The sequence below is a fragment of the Methylobacterium sp. HMF5984 genome, assembly GCF_045033435.1.
GTDB lineage: Bacteria > Pseudomonadota > Alphaproteobacteria > Rhizobiales > Beijerinckiaceae > Methylobacterium.
The window spans coordinates 4,913,069-4,936,835 of record NZ_JBJFLN010000001.1 but is presented as its reverse complement, the minus strand read 5'-3'; the positions used below and the strand labels follow the sequence as shown (position 1 = coordinate 4,936,835).

22 protein-coding genes are annotated in these 23,767 nt (G+C 71.4%); 8 read left to right on the top strand and 14 right to left on the bottom strand.

Annotated elements, in window-relative coordinates:
• Positions 1-10: 10 nt before the first annotated feature.
• The 5 genes from urtB to ACFZ8E_RS23955 all read right to left on the bottom strand — a co-directional run bounded on the left by urtB (position 11) and on the right by ACFZ8E_RS23955 (position 5,321).
• Positions 11-937, bottom strand: coding sequence for an urea ABC transporter permease subunit UrtB (gene urtB, locus ACFZ8E_RS23975; RefSeq protein ID WP_147842653.1), 927 nt, complete (start codon positions 935-937; stop codon positions 11-13).
• Between the two features lie 262 nt (positions 938-1,199).
• On the bottom strand, positions 1,200-2,447 hold the full coding sequence (gene urtA, locus ACFZ8E_RS23970; RefSeq protein ID WP_147842652.1) for an urea ABC transporter substrate-binding protein: 1,248 nt from the start codon (positions 2,445-2,447) through the stop codon (positions 1,200-1,202).
• 208 nt (positions 2,448-2,655) lie between these two features.
• The gene (locus ACFZ8E_RS23965; RefSeq protein WP_405043997.1) at positions 2,656-3,771 is read right to left on the bottom strand and encodes a DUF2125 domain-containing protein; all 1,116 of its coding nucleotides are present in this window, start codon (positions 3,769-3,771) and stop codon (positions 2,656-2,658) included.
• A gap of 202 nt (positions 3,772-3,973) precedes the next feature.
• The gene (locus ACFZ8E_RS23960; protein WP_147729237.1) at positions 3,974-4,420 is read right to left on the bottom strand and encodes a hypothetical protein; all 447 of its coding nucleotides are present in this window, start codon (positions 4,418-4,420) and stop codon (positions 3,974-3,976) included.
• 127 nt (positions 4,421-4,547) lie between these two features.
• Positions 4,548-5,321, bottom strand: a complete 774-nt coding sequence (locus ACFZ8E_RS23955; protein ID WP_405043996.1) for a lysophospholipid acyltransferase family protein — start codon at positions 5,319-5,321, stop codon at positions 4,548-4,550.
• 471 nt (positions 5,322-5,792) lie between these two features.
• Between ACFZ8E_RS23955 and ACFZ8E_RS23950 the strand changes: the two genes are divergently transcribed.
• Complete coding sequence (locus ACFZ8E_RS23950; protein ID WP_405043995.1) at positions 5,793-6,170, top strand: hypothetical protein; 378 nt, start codon at positions 5,793-5,795, stop codon at positions 6,168-6,170.
• Positions 6,171-6,468: 298 nt separating this feature from the next.
• Here ACFZ8E_RS23950 and ggt read toward each other — a convergent pair whose 3' ends face one another.
• The 3 genes from ggt to ACFZ8E_RS23935 form a co-directional block, all read right to left on the bottom strand.
• A complete protein-coding gene (gene ggt, locus ACFZ8E_RS23945) occupies positions 6,469-8,193 on the bottom strand; it encodes a gamma-glutamyltransferase (protein WP_405043994.1) in 1,725 nt (574 codons plus the stop codon).
• A gap of 43 nt (positions 8,194-8,236) precedes the next feature.
• Entirely contained in the window at positions 8,237-9,112 is an 876-nt protein-coding gene (locus ACFZ8E_RS23940; RefSeq protein WP_405043993.1) for a transporter, read from the bottom strand.
• A gap of 117 nt (positions 9,113-9,229) precedes the next feature.
• Positions 9,230-9,718 (bottom strand): hypothetical protein, encoded by a 489-nt coding sequence (locus tag ACFZ8E_RS23935; protein ID WP_243932696.1) that lies wholly within the window; start codon positions 9,716-9,718, stop codon positions 9,230-9,232.
• Between the two features lie 160 nt (positions 9,719-9,878).
• Here ACFZ8E_RS23935 and ACFZ8E_RS23930 point away from each other — a divergent pair, with 160 nt between their 5' ends.
• Complete coding sequence (locus ACFZ8E_RS23930; RefSeq protein ID WP_405043991.1) at positions 9,879-10,601, top strand: SIR2 family NAD-dependent protein deacylase; 723 nt, start codon at positions 9,879-9,881, stop codon at positions 10,599-10,601.
• A gap of 251 nt (positions 10,602-10,852) precedes the next feature.
• Positions 10,853-11,101, top strand: coding sequence for a hypothetical protein (locus ACFZ8E_RS23925; protein WP_147843828.1), 249 nt, complete (start codon positions 10,853-10,855; stop codon positions 11,099-11,101).
• A 261-nt stretch (positions 11,102-11,362) separates the two neighbouring features.
• On the opposite strand, the gene ACFZ8E_RS23920 is transcribed toward ACFZ8E_RS23925, so the two are convergent.
• The 3 genes from ACFZ8E_RS23920 to ACFZ8E_RS23910 all read right to left on the bottom strand — a co-directional run bounded on the left by ACFZ8E_RS23920 (position 11,363) and on the right by ACFZ8E_RS23910 (position 14,817).
• Entirely contained in the window at positions 11,363-11,764 is a 402-nt protein-coding gene (locus ACFZ8E_RS23920) for a hypothetical protein (protein WP_147859714.1), read from the bottom strand.
• A gap of 240 nt (positions 11,765-12,004) precedes the next feature.
• Positions 12,005-14,344, bottom strand: a complete 2,340-nt coding sequence (locus ACFZ8E_RS23915; protein WP_405043990.1) for a molybdopterin cofactor-binding domain-containing protein — start codon at positions 14,342-14,344, stop codon at positions 12,005-12,007.
• Positions 14,341-14,817 (bottom strand): (2Fe-2S)-binding protein, encoded by a 477-nt coding sequence (locus tag ACFZ8E_RS23910; RefSeq protein WP_147728433.1) that lies wholly within the window; start codon positions 14,815-14,817, stop codon positions 14,341-14,343. Before ACFZ8E_RS23910 ends, ACFZ8E_RS23915 begins: the two co-directional genes overlap by 4 nt.
• A gap of 265 nt (positions 14,818-15,082) precedes the next feature.
• Here ACFZ8E_RS23910 and ACFZ8E_RS23905 point away from each other — a divergent pair, with 265 nt between their 5' ends.
• Positions 15,083-15,352 (top strand): type II toxin-antitoxin system Phd/YefM family antitoxin, encoded by a 270-nt coding sequence (locus tag ACFZ8E_RS23905; protein ID WP_405043989.1) that lies wholly within the window; start codon positions 15,083-15,085, stop codon positions 15,350-15,352.
• A gap of 62 nt (positions 15,353-15,414) precedes the next feature.
• Positions 15,415-15,774, top strand: a complete 360-nt coding sequence (locus ACFZ8E_RS23900) for a type II toxin-antitoxin system VapC family toxin (protein WP_405043988.1) — start codon at positions 15,415-15,417, stop codon at positions 15,772-15,774.
• A gap of 52 nt (positions 15,775-15,826) precedes the next feature.
• Here the strand turns inward: ACFZ8E_RS23900 and ACFZ8E_RS23895 are convergent, their stop codons facing one another.
• Both ACFZ8E_RS23895 and ispG read right to left on the bottom strand, forming a co-directional pair.
• Positions 15,827-17,824 carry a potassium transporter Kup gene (locus ACFZ8E_RS23895; RefSeq protein WP_243932687.1) on the bottom strand — a complete coding sequence of 666 codons (1,998 nt, stop codon included), beginning with the start codon at positions 17,822-17,824 and terminating at the stop codon, positions 15,827-15,829.
• Between the two features lie 299 nt (positions 17,825-18,123).
• The gene (gene ispG, locus ACFZ8E_RS23890; protein WP_147729028.1) at positions 18,124-19,443 is read right to left on the bottom strand and encodes a flavodoxin-dependent (E)-4-hydroxy-3-methylbut-2-enyl-diphosphate synthase; all 1,320 of its coding nucleotides are present in this window, start codon (positions 19,441-19,443) and stop codon (positions 18,124-18,126) included.
• 445 nt (positions 19,444-19,888) lie between these two features.
• On the opposite strand from ispG, the gene ACFZ8E_RS23885 reads away from it, so the two are divergent.
• The 3 genes from ACFZ8E_RS23885 to ACFZ8E_RS23875 all read left to right on the top strand — a co-directional run bounded on the left by ACFZ8E_RS23885 (position 19,889) and on the right by ACFZ8E_RS23875 (position 22,592).
• Positions 19,889-21,031, top strand: coding sequence for a patatin-like phospholipase family protein (locus tag ACFZ8E_RS23885; RefSeq protein ID WP_147729027.1), 1,143 nt, complete (start codon positions 19,889-19,891; stop codon positions 21,029-21,031).
• Positions 21,032-21,128: 97 nt separating this feature from the next.
• Positions 21,129-21,770 (top strand): sigma-70 family RNA polymerase sigma factor, encoded by a 642-nt coding sequence (locus ACFZ8E_RS23880; RefSeq protein WP_147843667.1) that lies wholly within the window; start codon positions 21,129-21,131, stop codon positions 21,768-21,770.
• Between the two features lie 48 nt (positions 21,771-21,818).
• Positions 21,819-22,592 carry an anti-sigma factor gene (locus tag ACFZ8E_RS23875; protein WP_147843668.1) on the top strand — a complete coding sequence of 258 codons (774 nt, stop codon included), beginning with the start codon at positions 21,819-21,821 and terminating at the stop codon, positions 22,590-22,592.
• Between the two features lie 6 nt (positions 22,593-22,598).
• On the opposite strand, the gene ACFZ8E_RS23870 is transcribed toward ACFZ8E_RS23875, so the two are convergent.
• Positions 22,599-23,597 (bottom strand): bifunctional riboflavin kinase/FAD synthetase, encoded by a 999-nt coding sequence (locus ACFZ8E_RS23870; protein ID WP_405043987.1) that lies wholly within the window; start codon positions 23,595-23,597, stop codon positions 22,599-22,601.
• Positions 23,598-23,767: the final 170 nt, after the last annotated feature.

The following is a 23,767-nucleotide window of genomic DNA, read 5'->3' as shown; positions in this document are numbered from 1 at the left end:
GTCGAAATCCTCAGCGCCGGACCTTGAGGGTGAACAGGCCCTGCGGCCGCAGCATCAGGATGCCGACCACGGCGAGCAGGGTGAGCACCTTGGCCATCGAGCCGGAGAGGAAGAATTCCAGCGTCGACTGGGTCTGGGAGATCGAGAACGCCGAGGCGATGGTGCCGAGCAGGGAGGCCGCCCCGCCGAAGACCACGATCAGGAAGGTGTCGACGATGTAGAGCTGGCCCGAGGTCGGCCCGGTCGAGCCGATCATCGTGAAGGCCGAGCCGGCCACGCCCGCGATGCCGCAACCGAGGCCGAACGTGTAGCGGTCGACCTTCTCGGTATCGATGCCGACGGCGCCCGCCATCGGGCGGTTGGCCATCACCGCGCGGACCTGCTGGCCGAAGCGCGAGCGGTAGATCAGCAGCGCGACGCCGACCGTGATCAGCGTGGTGACCGCCATCACGAACAGGCCGTTGATCGGGATCTCGATCGAATCGGTGACCTGCACCGAGCCGATCAGCCAGCTCGGCAGCTCGACGCCGACCTCGCGCGCGCCGAAGATCGAGCGGTAGGCCTGCTGCAGGATCAGCGACAGGCCCCAGGTGGCGAGCAGCGTGTCGAGCGGGCGCTTGTAGAGGTGGCGGATCAGCGCCCACTCCACCAGCATCCCCAGCGCCCCGGAGGCGCAGAAGGCGAGGATCATCGCCAGGAAGAAGTATGCCGGGAACAGCGCCGGCAGGTAGGTCTGGAAGAAGGTCGAGCACAGGTAGGTCATGTACGCGCCGAGGATCATGAACTCCCCGTGCGCCATGTTGATCACGCCCATCTGCCCGAAGATGATCGCCAGCCCGAGCGCCATCAGCACGTAGACCGAGAACAGGATCAGGCCGGCGAAGCCCTGCATCGCGAAGATCGCGCCGAGATCGCCGAGGGAATAGTCACCGAACATCCGTGCGCTCCGAGCCGTCGGGAATGCCGGAGGGCCGTGGCCCGCCGCTTTGCGCGATCGCCGTCTCCCACCCGCCCACCTCATCCTGAGGTGCCGGAGCGAAGCGGAGGCCTCGAGGGAGCCCTCCGAAGCGCTCGGCGATCCCTGGAGCCCTCCTTCGAGGCCCACCGTCGCGGGCGCCTCAGGATGAGGCCGGGGGATGGGGGATCGTCGAAAGGCCGTCTGCAAATCGCGCGCCGCATCGGCGGCGCGCGCATGCGGCCTACTGGTAGCCCTTCGGGAACGGGTCGGGCTTGATCAGCTCGGGGCTTGTGTAGACGATCTCGAACTGGCCGTCGGTCTTGGCCTTGCCGACCCGGGTCTTCGACCACAGGTGGTGGTTCGGGTCGATCCGGACGTAGCCCTCGGGGGCGCCCTTGAACTCGAGATCGGGCGAAGCGGCGACGACCTTGTCGACGTCGAACGAGCCGGCCTTCTCGCAGGCCATCTTCCACAGGTAGGGCCCGAGATAGGCGGCCTGGGTGACGTCGCCGATGACGGTCTTCTCGCCCCACATCTTCTTGAAGTCGGCGACGAACTTCTTGTTGTTGTCGTTCTCGATCGACTGGAAGTACTTCATGCACGAGTACGCGCCGGCGATGTTGTCGCCGCCGATGCCGTCGATCTCGTCCTCGGTGACCGAGATCGTCAGAAGCACCTGCTTCGAGAGGTCGATGCCGGACGCCTTGAGCTGCTTGTAGAACGCCACGTTCGAGCCGCCGACCACGTCGGTGAAGATCACCTTCGGCTTCGTGAGCTTGATCTTGTTGATCACCGAGTTGAACTGCGTGTGACCGAGCGGGAAGTATTCCTCGCCGACGACCTTGCCCTTGAGCACGTTCTCGACGTGCTTGCGGGCGATCTTGTTCGAGGTGCGCGGCCAGATGTAGTCCGAGCCGACGAAGAAGAACGTGTCGCCGCCCTTCTCCTTGTGCACCCAGTCGAGGCCGGCGAGGATCTGCTGCGTCGCCTCCTGGCCGGTGTAGAACACGTTCTTGGACTGCTCCAGGCCCTCGTAGAAGGTCGGGTAGTACAGGAGGCCGTTGTACTGCTCGAAGACCGGCAGCACCGCCTTGCGCGAGGCCGAGGTCCAGCAGCCCATCACCGCCGCGCACTTGTCGTTGACGAGGAGCTTCTTGGCCTTCTCGGCGAAGGTCGGCCAGTCGGAGGCGCCGTCCTCCTGGATGATCTTGATCTTGCGGCCGAGGATGCCGCCGGCCTCGTTGATCTGCGCGATGGCGAGCTTCTCGGCCTGCTGGGCGCCGGTCTCCGAGATCGCCATGGTGCCGGTGATCGAGTGGAGGATGCCGCAGGTCACCTCGGTGTCGGTGACGGCGAGGCCGGTGGTGCTGACCGCCGAGGTGGCAGGCCCCGCCGCGAACGCGGTGCGCGGCAGGAGCGAAAGGGCGGGCGCGGCCGCCAGCCCCATCAGCAGCTTGCGCCGCAGGGGCGAGCGCAAGCCGCGGTCCATGCCCCGATCCAGATCGTGATCCCCGTCAGCCATCGTGCCTCACGCCTCGCATCTCGCGTCCGGCGGCTCATGGAACGGCCGCGGATCGTGGAGCGCAGGCTAGGGGCTCGGTTGCGTTGCAGCATATACGCTGTTTTGCGTATGGCCGCCGGCGCCCGGGCGGCGCAGTCTGCTCCACCCTCGACGCCCGGGGACCGGCACGGCCGGATCAGTACAGCGGCTGCAGCCGCACGTTCGGGATCGCGATCGGCCCGAACATCATCCGGCCGTCGGCGAGGCGCAGCGGCGGCAGCGGCTTGAGCGGCACGTCGCCCCCCGGCTCGCCCTCGGGCTGGCGCCTAAGCCCGAGCAGGCCGCCGACGAGGTTGCCGATGAGCGCGCCGCGATCGGCGCCGAAGCGCTGCCCGACGACCGACGCGACCAGCGCCTCGACCCCGGCGGCCCGCAGGTCCAGCTGGCCCTCGACGCGATGATCCTGGTCGATCCCGAGATTGCCCTTGGCCTGCAGGCGGCGCGCACCCTTGGCCAGCGACAGCCCGGCGACGTCGAGGCTGCCGTCGGCCTGGCGCCAGCGTTCGAGCTCGCGCGCCACCGTGCCGGTGCCGAGCATCGCCGCCCGGTTGACCGTGGCGTCGAGGGTGAGGTCGGCGGGATCGGCGTTGCCGATCAGCGCATCCGCCATCGGCGCCAGGGCCTGCGACAGGCGCAGGCTGAGGTCGACCGCGCCGTCCGAATCGAATCGTCCCGGCGTCGGCCGCGCATGCAGCTCGAGGTGGCGGGCGGAGACGGTGATCGGATCGGGCGCCGCGCCGGCGACCGTCACCGAAGGCCCGTCGACCACGAGCGAGGCGCGCACGAACCCGTCCGACGCGCCGTGGAAGCTGCCTTCCAGCATCGTCCAGGTCGCGTCGCCGACGAGGTCGCCCTGTTCCACGTGAAACGGGCCCTCGGCGAGCATCAGCACGTGCCGGGGTTGGTAGACCTGCGTCACCGCGGTCAGCGGACCCAGCCGGAAGCGGCCGTCGGCACGCGCGAGGCTGACCGAGGCGCAGCGCAGCTCGATCCGGAACGGATAGCCGGTGATCGACCGGTCGGCGCAGGTCCAGGTCCGGCCGGCCGCGGCCTCGCGGGCGACCCAGCCGTCCATCTCGGTGGCGGCGCGGCCGCGGAGGTAGACCCAGCCCGCCGACCACAGCAGCACCAGCGTCAGCAGCAGGATGTAGGGGAGGAACAGGCCGCGCCGGGAACGCGGCGCCTTCGGCGGGATCGCGGCGGGCTCGGCCGGGGCTTGCCCCGAAGGATCTTGCCGTACCGGATCCTGCATCGTTCGCTCCGCGCTCTCGCCCCGTCGCGGGTTCGTCCGCGATCGTCCATGCCGCACAAGGCATGAGGGGAGGCTCGGGGCGAAACTGGGGCGTGGGCGGCGTGATCCAAATCCGCATCACCTCGCCGGACCGGCGGATTCGGCCTTCGATCGCGCGCGGGCCTGCCGGATATGCCGACCGCCCTGATCGAGCGGAGGGATATCAGGCGTGCGCCGGATCCGCGCTCTCCATCGAGAGATCGTCGACGATGGCCTTGCGCTCGGCCTCGTCCTCGGCGAGCCGATGCACGTGCATCTCGGTCGCGCCGCCCTTCCGGGCGCGGGCGAGCCAGGTCCGGTGCAGGCGCTCGCGGGGGCTCTCGCCGGAGGCCGACACCGCGACCAGCTCGGCGATGCCGGCGGGATCGCGGCGGACCGCGATCACCACCGCCTCGCCCATCTCGTCGAGCTCGGGCGCGCTGAGGTCGTGGACGCCGACGACGTAGCGCCGGCCGGAACGTCCGCGCCAGGCGCTGAGCGCCAGGGCGGGGGTGCCGCGAAGGCCGGCGGTGGTCCTCAAGCGCTCTTCCCGCACGTCCTGTCTCCGTGTCCGCTCGTCCTTCAGGTCGCGCAGGGCGGCCGACCAGGACAAGGCTCTCTTGTTCGCCATTTGTTCCAACCTAGATCGGGCATCGCGCGCCCGTCAAGCGATTCGTCTCGTTCAACGGAAATGGGAATTCGCAGGCCGATTCGCAACGTCCCGACGGTTCTCCGCGCGCACGAATCGGGCGCGCGGGTCAGGCCGGACGCGAGGTTTCGCGGCGCGGCTCCGGGACCGTGCGGGCGGCCTGCCCGAGGTCGGCGAGGCCGGCCGCGAGCAGGGCCTTCGAGGCGGTCTCGATGCGGTCCTCGACGAGGTCGAGGAAGGCGGCGCGTGCCAGCCCGGGTGGGATCGGCGGCAGGAACTCGATCACCGTGGTGCCCGGGCGGCGGACGAAGCTGCGGCGCGGCCAGTACAGCCCGGTGTTCAGCGCCACCGGCAGGCACGGCACGGAGAGCGCGGCGTAGAGGTGGGACAGGCCCTGCTTGTAGGTCGGGGCCGCGCCGGGCGCCGTCCGGGTGCCCTCGGGGAAGACGATGAGCTGGCGCCCCTGCGCGATCGCGTCGGCGGCGGCCGCGTTCATCAGGCTCATGGCGCGCGCGCCCTTCGACCGGTCGATCGCCACCATGCCGCTGCGCGACAGGAACCAGCCGATCAGCGGGATGAACAGCAGCTCGCGCTTCAGCACGTAGGCGAATTCGGGAAACACCGTGCACAGGGCCAGGGTCTCGAGCGCCGACTGGTGCTTGGCCCCGACCAGCATCGCGCCGGACGGGATGTTCTCCAGCCCGCGGAACTCCACGCGGGTGCCGGCGACCACGCGCAGCAGCCACAGCGTCACCCGCCCCCAGAACCGCGCCAGCCGCATCACCGCCCGCCCCGAGACCAGCGTCGGCAACCCGCCGAACGCGATCAGCGTCGTGGCGGCGTAGAAGCAGAGATTGAACGCGAGGGAGCGGACGGCGAGCATCGGGACCTTCTGTGACGGTTTCCTTTAGCGCGTGGGCGCGGCGGGGGCCAACAGATGGCGCCCGGTACCGGGGCGAAAGCTGTGACGGGAAGCGAACCGTGCACCCCGGGTCCGGGCCAGCGCATCCCGCGCCGCTTCGCGGGAGACGGCCCGAGCATCGACCTCGGGTGACGATCGAAGGCTTGCGGCTTGTCCATCGATCGATCTTGTCATCGCTCGATCTTGGCTTCACCTCGATCTTGGCTTCATCGAGTCTCGGCCTTGCATCTCGGCCGTCACCGGGGCGGCCAACGACCGTCGCCGTTTCAGGAGGGCGTCCTTCCAGTGTCTGCGATGGCCAGGGCGCGGTATCTCCCGCGGGGTGACGAAGCCCGTCTGCGGGCGGCCCGGAAGATCTCGTCGGCCCTCGGGATCGATCTGAGCCTCGGAATCTGGTCTCGCAGGGCGTCCGAGGCCTGGAAGAGGCAATGGTTGGGGTTGGACCGGCGGTCCGCGGAATGTTGGGACTGGGATCTCGTCCACGACCGCTACCACAACGAAGTCGATCGCCTCGACCTCGTGATGTGGGTCGGCGACCGACTCTGCGGCCTTGCCCTGACCACGCTGTCCGGCGAGGCGGCCACGGTCAGGTTCCTGGAAGGCAGTCCGCGGCAGGATTGTCCCCTGACCGGATATCGGGCCCTCGTGGCGTTGGAGGCGACGCAGAACTACGCACAGCTCAACGGCAAGCGTGAGATCCGGGTGCAGCCGGTCGTGCCGCGGCTGGAAGACCTGTATCGCGACATTTTCGGGTTCGAGCTTGCAACCCCGAGGGGCCAGGACGCATATTACCGGCTGGAGATACCCTGATGAACACCTTAGCACGCCTTCTCGGGCCGTTCCGTCGGGTGCCGCTGGCCTCCAAGGCTGTTCCCGCGTCTGACGCGTCGGCGCAACCGCAACCGCGTCCCATGACGAGCTTCTTCGACGGGCTTTCCGAGGACCAGAAGACGCGGCTCCGCGCCTATCGCGGCGCGGAAAGCCATGGCGATCCGGCCTACCGCTCGTCGAACACGGCATAGGACGCCGTGGCGCGACGGACCCAGCAGCCCCGCTTCGGCGGGGTTTTTCATGTCCCGACGCCGCCGGACGGCCGCTCGGCCCCACCTCAATACCCTTCGGCGAGCGTGTCGCGCTGGCGCGGATCGGCGGCGCCCGAGAGCAGGCCGTCGCTGCGCAGGATCGAGTTGGCCGAGCCCGAGCTCGACCCGACCCTGACGTCGTGCCCCCGCGCCCGCAGGAGGGCGAGGGTGTCGGGCGACAGGCCCTGCTCGACCCGCAGCACGTCGGGCTTCCACTGGTGGTGGATGCGCGGCGCGTCGACGGCCTCGGCGAGGTTCATGCGGAAGTCGATCAGGTTGACGATCACGTCGAGCACGGTGGTGATGATGCGGCTGCCGCCGGGGCTGCCGGTGACGAGGTAGAGCTGCCCGTCCCGGAACAGGAAGGTCGGCGTCATCGAGGAGAGCGGCCGGGCGCCCGGCGCCACCGCGTTGGCGTCGCCGCCGACGAGCCCGTAGGCGTTCGGGGTGCCGGCCTTGGCGGAGAAGTCGTCCATCTCGTTGTTGAGCAGCACGCCGGTGCCCTCGGCCACCAGCCCGATCCCGTAGGAGAAGTTCAGGGTGTAGGTGTTGGCCACCGCGTTGCCCGCGGCATCGACCACCGAGAAATGCGTGGTCTGGTCGGGCTCGGGCGGCAACGGGTCGCCGGCCGCGATGCTGTCGGCGAGCCGTGCCCGCTCCGGGTCGATCGCCCGCCGCAGCCGCGCCGCGTAGGATTTGGCGGTGAGGCCCTGCACCGGCACGCGGACCCGGTCCGGGTCGCCGAGCCAGGTCGCCCGGTCGGCGTAGGCCGGCTTCATCGCCTCGGCCAGGGTGTGGATCGCGGCGGCGCTGCCCGCACCCATCGCGGCGAGGTCGAAGCCCTCGAGGATGTTCAGGATCTCGATCAGGTGGACGCCGCCGGACGAGGGCGGCGGCATCGAGACCACCTCGTAGCCGCGATAGGTCCCGCGCACGGGCTGGCGGACCACCGGCCGGTAGGCGGCGAGATCGGCCTCCGTCATCGGGCCGCCGGCCGCGCGCACCGCCGCCGCGATCCGCCCGGCGATCGGGCCGGCATAGAACGCGTCCGGGCCGCCCTCGGCGACGGCGCGCAGCGTGTCGGCGAGGTCCGCCTGCACGAGGCTGTCGCCGCGGGGCAGGGGGACGTCGCCGCGGAAGAAGATCCGGCGGGTCGAGGGCCAGCGCCCGAGGAGGCCGGCCGACCGCGGCAGGGAATCGGCGAGGCCGCCGGTGACCGGGATCCCGGCGCGGGCCAGGGCCTCGGCCGGCGCGATCAGCTCGGCGAGGGACAGCTTTCCCGATCCGTAGAGGCGGTGCGCCTCCGCCAGGCCCCGCACCGTGCCCGGCACGCCGACGGCCTTGCCGCTGCGCCGCGAGGCGGCGCGGTCCGGCTCGCCGCCGGGCGCCAGGAACATGTCGGCGGTGGCGGCCTGCGGCGCGGTCTCGCGGTAGTCGATCGCCACGGTCTCGTGCCGGTCCGCCAGGTGCACCAGCATGAAGCCGCCGCCGCCGAGGTTGCCCGCCTGCGGCAGGGTCACCGCCAGCGCGAAGCCGACGGCGACCGCGGCGTCGACCGCGTTGCCGCCGCGCTTGAGGATGTCGACGCCGATCCGCGTCGCCCGCGCCTCCTGGCTCGCGACCATGCCGTGCGCGGCCTGCACCGGCAGCATCCGTGCGTCGTCGGAGGGGATCGGCGGCCCCGAGCCCTGCGGGAGGGCGGGGCCGCCCAGCATGAGGAGAACGGCGAGGGCGGCGCGGATCGATCTCATTCGCTTCCCGATAGCACGGCCGCGACCGTCCGGCAGGCGCCGGTCATTCGCCCTGGCGCCGCGTCACCAGCGTGCGGCTCGGCTCCACCTCGCCCTTGTCCTGGTAGAGCGGCACGATCGCGCGCAGCCAGCCGCGGGTCTCCCGGCCGCCGTAGTTGCGCTCGACCACGTCGCGCGTGAGGTAGGCCTGCAGGTTCACCGGGCCGAAATTGTAGCCGACGAGGCCGCCCACCGCGATCTGCCCCTGGGGTCGGTCGCTGCCGACCCCGGTCGGCAGGTCGGTCGAGCCGAAGGCCACGGCGCCGACCTGCCACTGGCCGAGCTTCCTCGTCGCGGTGAGGTCGAGGTTGAGGTAGTCCGGGTAGAGCGTGCCCGTGGGCGAGCGGTCGTCGATGAAGATCCCGTGCAGCAGGTTGGCGGTCAGGTTCCAGCCGTTGCCGGTGTAGCTGACCGCGAAGCGCTGGGTGATCGAGGCCGACTGCGTCAGGAAGCGGGTCTCGATCGGCAGGTAGCCGCCGAACAGGTAGCTGAACCCGATGTCGTTTCCGAGGTCCCATGCGAGCTGCGCCGCGAGCAGCGGCTGCCCGACGCCGCTCCGGTAGGGCGCGCCGCGCCCGCTCGAGGCGACCACCGGCTGCGTGACGAAGAACTGCAGCCGCGCGTCGGCGATCGTCCACGGCGTCGCCCAGGCGAAGGTCGGCAGGTTGACGTTCGATTCCGAGTCCAGGGGCCGCGTGTCGCGGACGCCGAAGCTCGACAGGTTCACGAAATAGAACCCGACCGGCAGTTGCCCCCCCACCGGCAGGCCGACGGTCTGGCCCGGCTGCGCCGCCGAGCCGGCCCAGGCGGGGCCGCCGGGCAGGAGGGCCGCGAGCAGGGCGAGGGCGGTCCGGGTCGTCCACGGGCGGCGTGCGATCATCGTTCGTCCCTCGTCGCCGCCAGGGGGATCCTGGGCGGGCCGACCGGGGTTCGACGGTTCGACGCATCCGAAGCATCCCGCCGGGCCGCCCCGAAGCGCGCCCGTGTCGCGGAAACGTCACGCCCGCGTCGGGGGCCGCCCGGCGCTTCGCCCGGCGATCAGCCAGTACACGAGCCCGGCACCGGCGCCGGCGAGGAACAGGATCGCGGTGACCCGCGCCTCGGCCGCGAGCGCCGTGCCGCCGGGGTGCACGGCCCCGCGCGCGAGCCAGGGCAGGGCGGCGGTGATCAGGCCGCACCCGGCGCCGTACCAGAGCAGGCCGCGCCAGCGCAGGGTCTCGCCGACCAGCGCCACCAGGGCCGGCGGCACCGCGAGCAGCACGAAGGACGCCTTCGCCAGCCCCGCGAGGACCCACGCGAAGCTCTCCGGCGGCAGGCCGGCGGCGAGATCCGACAGGCCGGCATCGAGCCCGGCGAGCGCGCCTTTCGTCAGCCAGACGCTTGCCACCGGATCGAGCACGAGCGCCATGAGCAGGATCGCGCCGCCGCTCGGGATCGCGAGGAGCAGGGCGAGGGAGCCGAGGAGAAGGCGGCCGAGGATGCGCATCGGCGCGGTATAGCTCGGCTGATCGGCTCGGGCCGCATCGCCCGGCGGGACGGCGCGCCGGCCCCTCCGCCGAGCCTCGCCGCGCCGGCCCGCAGCTTCGACCTGCCCGGCGCCGAATTCCGATGGGCGGTCGGCGCCGGGCGGGTGTAGGCTCGCGCCCATGCCCCTGCGTGCGCCCTTTCCGAAGACCGTCTTCGTCCTCACCGGAGCCGGCGTCTCGGCCGAGAGCGGGCTCGGCACGTTCCGCGACCGCGGCGGGATGTGGGCGCGGTTCGATCCGATGCGGCTCGCGACGCCCGAGGCCTTCGCGGCCGACCCCGGCACCGTCCTGGACTTCTACAACCTGCGCCGGCGCGGGGCGGTCGCGGCCGCGCCGAACCCGGCCCACGTCGCGCTCGCGCAGGCCGAGGCGGCGCTGGCGGAGCGCGGCGGGCGGCTGTTCCTGTGCACCCAGAACGTCGACGACCTGCACGAGCGGGCGGGCTCGCGTGCCGTCGTCCACATGCATGGCGAGCTGCTGAAGGGCCGCTGCACCGCCTGCGCCGGCACCTTTCCCTGTCCCGGCGACCTCGACGTCGCCGATGCCTGCCCGCTGTGCTCGACGGTCGGCACGTCGCGGCCCGACGTGGTGTGGTTCGGCGAGATGCCCCACCACCTCGACGCGATCCAGGCGGCGCTGTCGGCGGCGGACCTGTTCGTCGCGATCGGCACCTCGGGGGCGGTCTACCCGGCGGCCGGCTACGTGCGGCTGGCGCAGGCGCGGAACATCCCGACCTGCGAGCTCAACGCCGGGCCCTCCGACAACGCGGACGCGTTCGACGAGGCCCGCTACGGCCCGGCCAGCGAGACGGTGCCGGCCTTCCTCGCCGCGCTCACATCGTGATCCGATGCAATGGCGCAGGAACACCTGCAGAATAACGCAGGCTGCGACCGCACAGGTTTGAAAAACCACGGGAATTGCGTTCGGAAACTCAATATCCGCTTGCGCGCAACCGGACTTTCTCGACCGAATCACGCAGGATCGCCGTGTCAAGACATGGACGCTCACGGCGCTGTGCGTACAATGGACAAGCTTGGTGCGGTTGCCGCGGCACGTACCGGCGTTCGATGAAGCCACACGGGAGCCAAAAGCCCATGCAGAACTTCACGGTCACGGCCCGCGAGCGCGACACCGTCCTGGCGGCCCTGCGCTATTACCAGTTCTACCGGATGCAGGGTCATCCGTTCGACCCCCGCCAGGATCACCTCATCGACGCCATCGCCGCCGAGACCGGCGAGGCCCTCGACGTCGCCGAGATCGACGACCTCTGCGCCGGGCTCAACGGCAACGCGCACGCCCTCGGCGCCGCCTCCGCCCGCTTAGCCTTCGACGCGATGGCCTGACGAAGCCTCCGCGGGGCGAGGACACGGTCTCCGCCCCCGACCCACGATCGTTTCGCCGCGACCGACCGTTTCGCAAACCGTTTCGCCGCCGCCGGCGTCGTCGCCGCAAACGGTTTTTTTAGCCCGCCGCGCGTCCGCGCCCGACCGGCTCCGCCCCACATGGGTCTTTCCGATCCGGCGCGCGAACCCAACCGAGCCTCCACCGGCCCCCGCATCCGACGGACGACGGCGGAGGCTCGCGCATCCGGCGGAGGCTCGTGCTTACGGCGCCGCCTTGAGTTGCGCCTCGGCGCGGGTCAACGCCGCCTCGCAGGCCTTGGCGTCGCCCTTGCCGTCGGCGGTGCGGGCCTCGTCGAGCGCCACCTTAGCCTGCTGGGCGGCGTCGCCGCCCTTTCCGGCCTCGGCCGACTTCTCCGGCGGAGCCTGCGGCGACTGGCCGGGCGCGTTGCCTTCCGTGCCGGTCACGCCTTCGCCGCCGCGCTTGGCCGCGGCGCCCTGGCCGCTGGTCGAGGCCGAGATCGCCTCGGTCGACTCCGCCTTCACCCGCTTCTCCAGCCCGGCGATCCGGTCCGAGCAGGGCGAGGCCGAAGCCGGCCCAATCAGGCCGGGCGCCGCGAGCGCGGACACGGCGAGCAGGGTGGCGAGGTACGCAGGACGCGTCATCGAATGAGATCTCCGGTGGTTGGGAGCCGAGAGGGACCGACAGGACGATCCCGGTGGCTCCGTGACGGAAACGCGGCATCCACCGGCAAGGCTCCGCCGAAACGCGACGTCGCGGGAAAACAGAAGCCTCGGACACGGAGCTTTTCGCAAAACGCCGAGGGGCCCGCTCTTCCGGTGGAAGAGGGGCCCCTCGGTCGTCCGGTCCGTCGCCGCGCCGGCGGGCGGCGCGGCTTCCTTGGCTCAGGCGCTGAGCTGGTCGCGGATCGGCAGCTGCCGCACGCGGCGGCCAGTGGCCGCGAACACCGCGTTGGCGATCGCCGGCGCCACCGGCGGAACGCCGGGCTCGCCGACGCCGCCGAGCGGCCCGTCCCAGGTGCCCGAGTTGACGAGGTGCACGCGGATCACCTTCGGCGCGGCGTCGATCCGGATGATCTCGTAGCCGTCGAAGTTGTTCTGCTGCGCCCGGCCGTTCTTGAAGGTGATCTCGGAGGTGAGCGCGAGGCCCATCCCCATCACCACGGCGCCTTCCATCTGCGAGCGGATGCGCTCCGGGTTCACCTGCGGCCCGCAATCGATCGCGATGTCGACCGCGACGACCTTCACGCCGCCCTTCGGGTCGACTTCGACCTCCGCCGCGACCGCGGTGTGGGTGACGAAGCTGTAATGCCCCGCGATCCCGAGGCCCCGGCCCTTCTCGAGCTTGCGGCCCCAGCCGGCGCCACCGGCCGCCGTCTCGATCACCCGGCGCAGGCGCCCGGTGTCGATCGGGTACAGCTTGGGATCCTCGCCGTGGTTCCAGACATCGCCAATCGAGGTGGGATCGATCTTGCGCGCCGGGCCGATCAGGTCGAGCAGGTAGTCCTTCGCGTCGCGCCCCGCCGCGTGCGCCAGCTCGGCGACGAACGATTGGATCGCGAAGGCGTGCGGGATGTTCGAGACCGAGCGGAACCAGCCGATCCGCACGTGGGCGGCCGCCTCCGGGTTCTCCAGCCGGATGTTCGGCACCGCGAACGGCGTGTTGACCAGGCCCATGCCGAGCTCGAACGGCAGCTCGTGCTTCGGATCGGGCGCGAAGATCGAGCCGATCGTCGGCGCCGCCGAGCGGTGGAGCCAGGCCACCGGCATGCCCTTGTCGTCCAGGCCCGCTTCGAGGTGCTCGGCCGAGATGGTGTGATAGTAGCCGTGGTGAATGTCGTCCTCACGGGTCCAGGTGAGCTTCACCGGCGCGCCGCCGACCTCGCGCGAGCAGAGCGCGGCCTCGACCACGTAGTCGGGCTTCGACTTGCGGCCAAAGCCGCCGCCGAGCAGCGTCACGTTCACCCGGACCTTGTCGGCGGGAAGCCCCAGCGCCTTGACCAGCCGGTCATGCGCCGCCTGCGGCCCTTGCGTGCAGGCCCAGGCCTCGCACGCGCCGTCCTTCACCTGCGCCACCGCGGCCGGCGGCTCCATCGGAGCCTGGACGAGGTGGGGCACGAAGTAGTCGGCCGTCAGCTTGGTCTTGGCCTTGGCCATCGCCCCGTCGACGTCGCCCTGGTTGCGCACGACCTTGCCGGGCGCGCGCGCCGCCTTCTCGAGCTCGGTGCGGAACGCGTCGGTGTCGTAGCCGGCGTTCGGGCCGTCGTCCCAGACGATCTTCAGCGCCTCGCGACCCTTCATCGCCGCCCAGGTGTTCTTGGCCACCACCGCGACGCCGCCGAGCGGCATGAACTCCGAGGGGATCTCGCCGCCGTCGATCTTGAACACCTTCACGACGCCGGGGACCTTCCGGGTCTCGGTATCGTCGAAGCTCACGACCTTGCCGCCGTAGACCGCCGGGCGCGCGACCAGCGCGTACAGCATGCCCTCGCGCTTCGTGTCGAGGCCGTAGACCGCCTTGCCCGTGGTGATGTCGCGGTTGTCGATGATGCCGATCTGGCCCTTGCCGATGTAGCGGAAGGCCTTGGGGTCCTTCAGCACCACGCTCTCGCGGGCCGGCACGGGCAGCTCCGCCGCGATCGCCGCGACGTCGCCGTAGCCGAGCGTGCGCTCCGACTTGGCATGCGTCAGCACGTGGTTCTCGGCCGTCACCTCGGAGGCCGGCACGTTCCACTGCTTGGCCGCCGCCTGGATCAGCATCAGCTTGGCCGCCGCGCCCGCGTGGCGGAAGTGCTGGAAGAAGTGGCGCAAGCTGCGCGAGCCGTCGGTGTCCTGGTTGCCGAAGCGCTCCTCGTCGCCCCAGGCCTGCACCACACCGACCTTCGACCAGTCGGCCTCGAGCTCGTCGGCGACGACGAAGGCGACCGAGGTGCGCACGCCCTGGCCCATGTCGGAGCGGTGGTTGGTCACGGTCACGCGGCCGTCGGCGGCGATCGCCACGAAGATCTTCGGGTCGTCGCGCCAGCCGTGCGGCATGCCGTCGGCGCCGAACTTCGCCGGCTCCTGGGCCTTGGTCTCGGCCTTGGCGGTGTCGCGCAGGTTCACCGCGAGCACGAAGGCGCCGAGCCCGCCGAGGATGGCGCGGCGGCTGACATTGGCGATCAGGGTCGGCCGGGTCGGCGCCTCGGCGGCGAGGTCGGCCATCATCTTTGCGTCATGGATCACAGGCGCTCTCCCTTGCTGGCGGGCGCCTGACCGGCGGCCTGGTGGATCGCGGCGCGGATGCGCGGGTAGGTGCCGCAGCGGCAGATGTTGCCGCTCATCTGCTCGTCGATCTGCGCGTCGGTCGGCTTCGGCGTATCCTTCAGGAGCGAGGCCGCCTGCATGATCTGGCCGCACTGGCAGTAGCCGCACTGCGCCACGTTGAGGTCGCGCCAGGCCACCTGCACCGGATGGTTGCCGTCGGGGGAAAGCCCCTCGATGGTCGTCACCTCCTGGTCGGCCGCGGCCGAGATCGGGGTGGTGCAGGAGCGGGTCGCGGTGCCGCCGAGGTGGATCGTGCAGGCGCCGCACAGCGACTGGCCGCAGCCGAACTTGGTGCCGACCAGGCCGAGCTCGTCGCGCAGGTACCACAGCAGCGGCATGTCGGGGTCGCCGTCGAAGCTGCGTGGCGCTCCGTTCACCGTCAGTTTGATCATTCGCAAACGTCCTGTGTGAATGCGGATCGCACCGGGACGGCGCGACGGCCCGGACGACGCGAAGGCCTCCCGTGCCGCGACGCCCCCCGGGTCCGCATGTCGTTCTCAGAATGAATTCAATCTACGGCATGCCTGCTGCGCGGTGCAACGCGGGCAAACGACCGCACGCGGCCCGAGCCCGGCGCCTGGGGCATGCCGTGTGCGTTGGCGCACGCACACATAGGAGGGAACGGGCGGATAGCCGAATCCCGATCCGCCACCTACGATGACCAGCTCGATGGGCATCGAGGGCGATGGAAACGGGGGCTTGGCAGAGGCAAAGGCGCGACTCAGCGCGCCCATCGACCGAGTGGTCGCCGGCGAAGCCGCTGTCGTCACGCGTCGCGGGCGCGAGGTGGCACGGCACAGTGCCATGCCGGGACCGAAGCGGCCGATCGATATCGCGACCCTCCGGGCCGTCACCGCCGCGATGCCGCTGCAGCCGGAGGGTGCCGCGACGTTTGTGCGCGCGATGTGGGACGACGAACGGTACTGATGCCGTATCTCGATACGTCGGTCTCGGTCGCGGCGTAGACCGAGGAGCGGGAAACCGCCCGGATGCGGGCTTGGCCCACCGCCTGGGCAGGCGGGGACCTCGCCATCAGTGCCTGGGTCGCCACCGAGTTCTCGGCACCGCCCTCGATCAAGTTCCGCACGGGCACGATCGATTCGCAGCATCGTTCGGTGGCCCCGTCGGCGTTCACGCGCCTGACGGCTACGTCGCTCGTGATACTGCCGATCGACGAAAGGACGTTTCGGACGGCGGCACGCTTCGCGGACCAGACCCATCCCGGCTTTCGCGCTGGAGATGCGCTTCATCGGGCGATCGCCGCCGATGCCGGCCTGACGCTCGCGACCCTCGACACGCGCCCCGCAGAGGCGGGTGCGGCCGTGGGCGTGCCCGTCGAACGCCTGTGACATCGAGCGACGATGCGCGCCGCCATCCCGGCTGGCCTGGAAGTGGGGCGCCTCAGACCGTGACCTGCGTCCCCACCTCCACGACCCGGCCCGTGGGGATCTGGAAGAAGTCCGTCGCGTCGTTGGCGTTCTTGGCGAGCGTGATGAAGATCCGGTCCTGCCACAGCGGCATCCCGGAATGGGCGGCCGGGCGGATCGAGCGGCGCGACAGGAAGAACGACGTCGCCATGATGTCGAACTTGAAGCCCTCCTTGCGCAGCAGCACGAGGGTTTTTGGGATGTTCGGCGTCTCCATGTAGCCGAACTTCATCACGACCTTGTAGAAGCCCGGCCCGATCGGCTCCAGCCGCACCCGGTCCGGCCCGTTGGCGCGGGGGGTGTCGACGGTCTCGACCGTGAGGATAACGTTCTTCTCGTGCAGCACCTTGTTGTGCTTGAGGTTGTGCAGGAGGGCCGCCGGCGCGATCTCGGGATCGCTCGTCAGGAACACCGCGGTGCCGCGCACGTGGTGCGGCGGGCTCTTCTCCAGCATGCCGACGAGCTCGAGGATCGGCACGTCGGTCTTGCGGGTCTTGTTGAACAGGATCGTGACGCCCCGCACCCAGGTCCACATCAGCACGATCAGGCCGGCGGCGAGCAGCAGCGGCACGTAGCCGCCCTCGAACACCTTGAGCAGGTTCGAGAGCAGGAACAGGAACTCGATCACGATGAACGGCAGCATCAGGGCGGCCGCCGCCACGGGCGACCAGTGCCACAGCCGCCAGACCACGAGGAAGGTCATGCTCGCGGTGAGCAGCATCGTGCCGGTGACCGCGATGCCGTAGGCCGAGGCCAGGGCCGAGGACGAGCGGAACACCACCGCCAGCACCACGACGCCGATCATCAGCAGGCCGTTGATCTGCGGCAGGAAGATCTGCCCCGAATGCGATTCGGAGGTGTGGCGGATCTCGAGCCGCGGCAGCAGGCCGAGCTGGATCGCCTGCCGGGACAGGGAGAACGCCCCGGTGATGACCGCCTGGCTCGCGGTGACGGTGGCGAGCGTCGCCAGGATCACCATCGGCAGCAGCGCCCATTCGGGAAACAGCTGGAAGAACGGATCGGTGGTCTCGGGCTTTTCCAGCACCAGGGCCGCCTGGCCGAGATAGTTCAGGGCCAGCGACGGGAAGACGAGGCCGAGCCACGCGATCTGGATCGGCCGCCGGCCGAAATGGCCGAGGTCGGCGAACAGCGCCTCCGCGCCGGTGACGGCGAGGAAGACCGCGCCGAGGGCGACGAGGGCGCCGGTGCCGTGGCCGAGCAGGTAATGCACGGCGTACCACGGGTTCAGCGCCTTGAAGACCGTGAGGTTTCCGACGATGTGCGGCACGGCGGCGAGCGCCAGCGCCAGGAACCACAGCACCATCACCGGCCCGAAGAAGGCCGCGACCTTGCTGGTGCCGCGGCTCTGCACCAGGAACAGCGCGAGGATGATCGCCACGGTGATCGGCAGCACCGAGCCCTCGAAGGCCGGGGTGACGAGCTTCAGCCCCTCCACCGCCGACAGCACCGAGATCGCCGGGGTGATCACCGCATCGCCGTAGAACAGCGCCGCGCCGAGCAGGCCCAGCGCGAACACGATCCGCGATCCGCCGAGCGCCTTCCGCGCCAGCGCCATCAGCGAGAGGATGCCGCCCTCGCCGTTGTTGTCCATGCGCAGCAGGATCGCGACGTACTTCACCGTCACGATCAGGAACAGCGCCCACAGGATCAGCGAGGCGGTGCCGAGCACCTCCTCCGCCAGCAGGATGTTGTCGTAGCGGGCCGGCACCAGCGCCTCGCGGAAGGCGTAGAGCGGGCTGGTGCCGATGTCGCCGTAGACCACGCCGACCGAGCCGACGGCCAGCGTCCAGAGGCCCGGCGCGGCGTGCGCCCGGCCCTCCGCCGGGTCGACGGCGCCGGCGGGGTGCACGACGGTGCCGGGCGCGGCCAGGGCCGGGCCGTCCGCGGCGGGCTGGACGCCCGCGGCGTCGGGCTGAGCGGCGGTGCCGCCCGGTGTCACGGGTTGGGTCATCGGGTGCGATCGAGGCTCATCAAGCCTGCACGGCGTTTCGCGGTGTGGCGCATCGAGGGTCCCACCGGAGGATGCGACCGGGAACGCGAATGCCGGGCCACGGCGGCCGCTGGGCCTGCCGCTCACGGAATCTCGGCGCCCTGCTATCACGCCCCCGTGCGGGCGGGAACAGGGAGGTTTCGGGGAACGGGGCGTCCCTCCGCCCGACCGATCTCGGGCCCGCCCCAAACCTGCACCTTCATGTGCCCAAGCCGGGGTGTGCCCGACTTGGGTGCGGGGGAGGGGGAGGCGCGGCGGTGCTACTCCGCGGCGTTGCGGGCGCCCTGGCCGAAGCGGCGCTCGATGTAGTCGATCACCACCGTCTCGAAGTCCTTGGCCAGCGTCGCGCCGCGCAAGGTCATCGCCTTCTTGCCGTCGATGAAGACCGGCGCGGTCGGGGTCTCGCCGGTGCCGGGGAGCGAGATGCCGATGTCGGCATGCTTCGATTCGCCGGGGCCGTTGACGATGCAGCCCATCACCGCGACGTTCAGGCCTTCGACGCCCGGATAGGTCTTCTTCCACTCCGGCATCGAGGTGACGATCCAGTTCTGGATGTCGCGGGCGAGCTCCTGGAACGTGGTCGAGGTGGTGCGGCCGCAGCCGGGGCAGGCCGCCACCATCGGCACGAAGGTGCGGAAGCCCATGGTCTGCAGCAGTTCCTGGCTGGCCTTCACCTCGACGGTGCGGTCGCCGCCGGGCTCCGGCGTCAGCGAGTAGCGGATCGTGTCGCCGATGCCTTCCTGCAGCAGCACGCCGATGGCGGCAGACGCCGCGACCAGGCCCTTCGAGCCCATGCCGGCCTCGGTCAGCCCAAGGTGGATCGCGTAGTCCGAGCGGCGCGCGACCTCGCGGTAGACCGCGATCAGGTCCTGCACCGCCGAGACCTTGGCGGAGAGGATGATGCGGTCCTTCGGCAGGCCGAGCTCCACGGCGCGCTCGGCCGAGGACAGCGCCGACTGCACCATCGCCTCGCGCATCACCGCGCGGGCGTCGATCGGCCGGGGCAGCCGGGCGTTCTCGTCCATCAGGTGGGTGAGCAGCGCCTCGTCGAGCGAGCCCCAGTTCGCGCCGATGCGCACCGTCTTGCCGTAGCGGATCGCCTGCTCGATGATCGTCGAGAACTGGACGTCCTTCTTCTCCTTGAAGCCGACGTTGCCCGGGTTGATCCGGTACTTCGCCAGCGCCTCGGCGCAGGCCGGGTGATCGGAGAGCAGCTTGTGGCCGATGTAGTGGAAGTCGCCGACCAGCGGCACGTGGCAGCCGATGCGGTCCAGGCGCTCGCGCACCTTCGGGACGGCGGCGGCGGCCTCGTCGCGGTCGACGGTGATGCGCACCAGCTCCGAGCCGGCCCGCGCCAGCTGCGCGACCTGCGCCACCGTGGCGTCGATGTCGGCGGTGTCGGTGTTGGTCATCGACTGGACGACGACCGGTGCGCCGCCGCCGACGGTCACCGCGCCCTCGCCCTGGCCGACGCGGACCCCGACGGTGCGGTGCCGCGGGGCCGGCCCGGCGATCTCCGGTCCGGTCAGGCCCGCGGCCTGCGCGGCGAGCGGGTTCTGGTCGAGGCTGGCGGCTTGCATGGCTTCCATCGTGGACCTTCGTTCAAGGCCTTGTGTTTCGCGACGTCGCGATCGGCCGGCGGCTGCGCGCAGCACGCCATCAGCTTGCACGGTCGATCGTTTAGCTGCGATTGACGCGGGACCGCGTCAATCCTGCGGCGATGCATGTCTGCACCGCGCGTGTCATGTCGCATCCGCCCCGCGATGTCGAGTTCGCGCAGGCCACGGCCCGGCGCGATCGTGCCGACCCCGCCTCGGATAAGCGTTGTCCGCCAACGGGATCGTGCTTGCCGGCCCCGGACCTCGCGCGCGCTCCGGTCGCGTCGCGCTTGCCGGGGCGCCGCCGTCCACCGCGCCGATTCGCGGAACCGCGACGCACCGGGCGCGCTTGCGCCGGCGCCGTGTCCGTAGAAAAATGCTGCGATGCGGCCTTTGATACCGCAGTGCAGCAATTTATGTTGAGGCGATGATGACGCCGACTTCGCAGCCCTGCACCGATCGTCCCGAGCCCGGCAACCCGGTCACCGCCGTGCCCGGGCCTGTCTCCGACGGCATCGCCGACCGCCCCTCCGCCCACCCCTCGCATCACGTGCTCGCGGGGCCGCGGGCGGAGAAGAACGTCGCCCTGGCGCTGCAGGGCGGCGGCGCGCACGGCGCCTTCACCTGGGGCGTCCTCGACGCGCTGATCGAGGACGGGCGCCTCGGCTTCGAGGCGGTCACCGGGGCGAGCGCCGGCGCGATGAACGCCGTGGTGATGATCGACGGCTGGCTGAAGGACGGCCCCGAGGGCGCCCGCGCCGGGCTCGAGCGGTTCTGGCGCGAGGTCAGCCTCGACGGCGACTTCTCGCCGGGCCAGCGCAGCCTGTTCCACGGGATGTTCGGCGCGCTGAAGGGCAACCCGGTGATCGAGTTCTGGTCGAAGGTGCTGACGCCGAGCCCCTACGTCTCGAACCCGCTCAACATCAACCCGCTGCGCAAGGCGCTCGCCGCCCAGGTCGATTTCGAGCGCCTGCGCGAGGCGAGCACGGCCGGCGTCTTCGTCTCGGCCACCAACGTCTGGACCGGCAAGCTCGCGGTGTTCGAGCGCGAGCGCCTCACCGTCGACCACCTGATGGCCTCGGCCTGCCTGCCGACCGTGTTCCAGGCCGTCGAGATCGACGGCGTGCCCTACTGGGACGGCGGCTACCTCGGCAACCCGCCGCTCTATCCCCTGCATCGCGGCGCCGTGACCCGCGACATCCTCCTGGTGCAGATCAACCCGGTCGAGCGCCGCGAGACCCCGCGGACCGAGCGGGAGATCCAGGACCGGCTGAACGAGATCACCTTCAACGCCAACCTGATGCGCGAGCTGCGCGCGATCGACTTCGTCGACGGGCTGATCGAGGAGGGCGTGCTCGGCCAGGGCCAGTACCAGCGGGTGCTGGTCCACCGCATCGACGGCACCGACGCGCTCGACGCCTACAATGCCGGCTCCAAGCTCGACGCGCGCTGGCGCGTGTTCCAGCGCCTGCGCGACAAGGGCCGCCACGCGGCGCAGGCCTGGCTCGCCGAGAACTACGAGAAGATCGGCCGCGACTGCTCGCTCGACCTGCAGCAGGCGTACCAGTAAGCCGAGCGCGCCGGGTCGGGTGCGCCGGCGCACCCGACCCTTCGGGCACGCCGGCGCGCGGACGGATTAAATCCGCGCGCCGCTCCGTTAGCGTTCCATGATCGCCGACAAGACCAAGCGCCCCGATATCGTCGACCTCCTGGTGCCGTTGCGGCGCTATGCGCGCTCGCTCACCCGCGACACCCTGCGGGCGGACGACCTCGTGCACGACACGCTCGTGCGGGCGCTGGAGGCGGAAGGCAGCCTCCGGCCCAACACCAACCTGCGCACCTGGATGATGACGGTGCTGCACAACGTCTTCATCGACGACCAACGCCGCAAGCGCGTCGAGACGCGCCATGCCGACGTGCTGGTGCAGATGCACGAGGAGGTGGCGCTGCCGGCCCAGGAGGGGCAGGTGCGCCTCGCCCAGATCCGCCGCGCCTTCCTGACGCTCCCCGAGGAGCAGCGCGCCGCCCTCCATCTCGTCACCCTCGAAGGCATGGCCTATGCCGACGCCGCGGCGGTGCTCGGCATCCCGATCGGCACGCTGATGTCGCGCCTCGGCCGCGGCCGGGCGGCGTTGCGCGCCTTCGAGGAGGGCGAGGGCGCCGCGCGGGAGAACGCCGCGCGGAAGGGCGCCGACGAGCCTCGACCGCGCGCGCCCGAGCGGCCGGGCCTGCGCCTCGTGACCCGGGACGGCCGCACCGAGGGGCCGGGCGATGCGCCCTTTGCCCGCCGCGCCGTCGGCGACTTCTGACGGCGCGGAGCGAGACGACGGCGAACGAGGCGACAGGACGAACCCGCGATGACCGACCCGATTGCAGACACCGACCTCATCGCCTTCGTCGACGGGCAGCTCGACGTGATGCGCCGCCTCGACGTGGAGGCGTACCTGGCGGGCAACCCCGACGTGGCGGCCCGCGTGATGGCCGAGATGCACGACCGCGACGCTCTGCGCGAATCCTTCGCGCCGTCGCCCGGCCCCGGGCCGGACCGCCTGCGCATCGCCGCCCGCCGCCTCGACCGGTCGCTGCGCTGGAACCGCGTCGCGTCGCGCTTCAAGCGGGCGGCGGCGATCGCCGTGCTCGTCGGTGCGGGCTGGCTCGCGCACAGCGAGGTCGGCCAGTTCGGGGTGCCCGACACCTTCGCCTCGCCGGTCGACCCGGCGCTCGTCGCCGACGCGCAGCAGGCCCGGCAGGTGGCGCAGCTCCGCGTCCGCATCGGCGCGCAGGGCGTGCCGGCCTACGACCGGGCGCGGCTCTCGGCGGCGACCGGCATCGCGCTGCCCGCGGTCCCCGAGGGCTGGACGGTGCGCGACGTGCAGGTGTTTCCCGCCCGCAGCGGCACCGGGATCGAGGTGGCGTTCGCGGCCGGCGAGCTCGGCGAGGTTTCCCTGTTCGCAACCCGGCGCCGCGCGACCGGGCTCGTGCACGCGGCCGGGCTCGCCACCGAGGTGGCCGATGCCGGCGACGGCGCGACGCTGGCCTGGACCACCGGCGACTCGGCCTACGCCGTCAGCGGCGGCCACGACGCGAAGGACCTGCGCCACGCCGCGCTCGCGCTCGCTTCGGCGCCCTGACGCCGGTCAGTCCAGCATCGACGGCGTCCGGTCGGCGGCGAGCATCGCCCGCGCCTCGGCCGAATCGACGTCCATGCGGGCGATCAGCGCCTCGGCGCTCGAGAAGCGCTCCTCGCCGCGGATGAAGCCAACGAGCTCGACCGCGATCTCCTGCCCGTAGAGGTCGCCCGCGAACCCGAACAGGTTGACCTCGAGCAGCGGCGCGCCGTCGTCGAAGGTCGGGCGGCGGCCGTAGCTCGCCACCCCGTCCCGCATCGTGCCGTCGGGCAGGCGCACGCGCACCGCGTAGATGCCGTGGGCGAGGGCGCAGTCCGAGAGCGCGAGGTTGGCGGTCGGATAGCCCAGCGTGCGCCCGCGCTTGTCGCCGTGCCGCACGGCGGCGATCACGAACCAGCGGTAGCCGAGCAGCGCGTTGGCGCGGGCCACCTCGCCCTCGGCGAGCGCCCGCCGGATCGCGCTCGACGAGACCGGGTCGGCCTCGGTGCCGAGCGCCACCGGCGCGACGATGCGGCACGACAGGCCGACCTCGGCGCACAGGGCCGCCAGCATCTCCGGCGTGCCCTCGCGCCCGCGCCCGAAATGGAAGTCGTGCCCGACGACGACGCCCGACAGGCCGAGGTCGTCGCGCAGCAGCCGATCGACGAAGTCGCGCGCGCCGGTGCCGGCGAGGCCCGCGTCGAACCGGCGCACGATCACCCCGTCGAGCCCGAGCCGCCGGAAGACGATCTCGCGGGCGGCGACGCCGGTGAGGCGGAACATCGGCTTGTCGGGGGCGAAGTAGGCTCGGGGATGCGGCTCGAAGGTGAGGATCGCCGCCGGGACCCCGGTCTCGTCGGCGGCGGCGCGCACCGCCGCGACCAGCGCGCGATGCCCGCGATGGACCCCGTCGAAATTGCCGATCCCGGCGACGGCGCCGCGAAGCGCTGCCGGCACCGGCTCGTCCTCGCGGCAGATCGTGAAGGGCCCAGGAGCCGCCTCGGGAGCCGTCTCGTCGCCTGACGCCATCGGGAGCTTTTGCGGATCGTCCAGTGCGGCGGCCCTCGCCGGAACCGCGGATTGCAGCGCCGCGGACCCTGTCGAAAACCGCCGGGGCGGTCAAGCGAGGGGGGCCTCCGCAGGATCGTCGAGCCCGCCCGACCCGACATCCGCCCAGCCCGCTTGGTCGCCTGGCCGGA

Coding starts and splice junctions, on each gene's coding strand:
- ACFZ8E_RS23895 (WP_243932687.1), bottom strand. CDS start 17,824: ATGACCCAACCCGTGACACCGGGCGGCACCGCCGCTCAGCCCGACGCC.
- ACFZ8E_RS23920 (WP_147859714.1), bottom strand. CDS start 11,764: ATGACGCGTCCTGCGTACCTCGCCACCCTGCTCGCCGTGTCCGCGCTC.
- ACFZ8E_RS23940 (WP_405043993.1), bottom strand. CDS start 9,112: ATGATCGCACGCCGCCCGTGGACGACCCGGACCGCCCTCGCCCTGCTC.
- urtA (WP_147842652.1), bottom strand. CDS start 2,447: ATGGACCGCGGCTTGCGCTCGCCCCTGCGGCGCAAGCTGCTGATGGGG.
- ACFZ8E_RS23925 (WP_147843828.1), top strand. CDS start 10,853: ATGCAGAACTTCACGGTCACGGCCCGCGAGCGCGACACCGTCCTGGCG.
- ACFZ8E_RS23960 (WP_147729237.1), bottom strand. CDS start 4,420: ATGGCGAACAAGAGAGCCTTGTCCTGGTCGGCCGCCCTGCGCGACCTG.
- ACFZ8E_RS23880 (WP_147843667.1), top strand. CDS start 21,129: ATGATCGCCGACAAGACCAAGCGCCCCGATATCGTCGACCTCCTGGTG.
- ACFZ8E_RS23870 (WP_405043987.1), bottom strand. CDS start 23,597: ATGGCGTCAGGCGACGAGACGGCTCCCGAGGCGGCTCCTGGGCCCTTC.
- ACFZ8E_RS23965 (WP_405043997.1), bottom strand. CDS start 3,771: ATGCAGGATCCGGTACGGCAAGATCCTTCGGGGCAAGCCCCGGCCGAG.
- ACFZ8E_RS23910 (WP_147728433.1), bottom strand. CDS start 14,817: ATGATCAAACTGACGGTGAACGGAGCGCCACGCAGCTTCGACGGCGAC.
- ggt (WP_405043994.1), bottom strand. CDS start 8,193: ATGAGATCGATCCGCGCCGCCCTCGCCGTTCTCCTCATGCTGGGCGGC.
- ACFZ8E_RS23905 (WP_405043989.1), top strand. CDS start 15,083: ATGACCAGCTCGATGGGCATCGAGGGCGATGGAAACGGGGGCTTGGCA.
- urtB (WP_147842653.1), bottom strand. CDS start 937: ATGTTCGGTGACTATTCCCTCGGCGATCTCGGCGCGATCTTCGCGATG.
- ACFZ8E_RS23935 (WP_243932696.1), bottom strand. CDS start 9,718: ATGCGCATCCTCGGCCGCCTTCTCCTCGGCTCCCTCGCCCTGCTCCTC.
- ACFZ8E_RS23955 (WP_405043996.1), bottom strand. CDS start 5,321: ATGCTCGCCGTCCGCTCCCTCGCGTTCAATCTCTGCTTCTACGCCGCC.
- ispG (WP_147729028.1), bottom strand. CDS start 19,443: ATGCAAGCCGCCAGCCTCGACCAGAACCCGCTCGCCGCGCAGGCCGCG.
- ACFZ8E_RS23885 (WP_147729027.1), top strand. CDS start 19,889: ATGATGACGCCGACTTCGCAGCCCTGCACCGATCGTCCCGAGCCCGGC.
- ACFZ8E_RS23875 (WP_147843668.1), top strand. CDS start 21,819: ATGACCGACCCGATTGCAGACACCGACCTCATCGCCTTCGTCGACGGG.
- ACFZ8E_RS23930 (WP_405043991.1), top strand. CDS start 9,879: ATGCCCCTGCGTGCGCCCTTTCCGAAGACCGTCTTCGTCCTCACCGGA.
- ACFZ8E_RS23900 (WP_405043988.1), top strand. CDS start 15,415: ATGCGGGCTTGGCCCACCGCCTGGGCAGGCGGGGACCTCGCCATCAGT.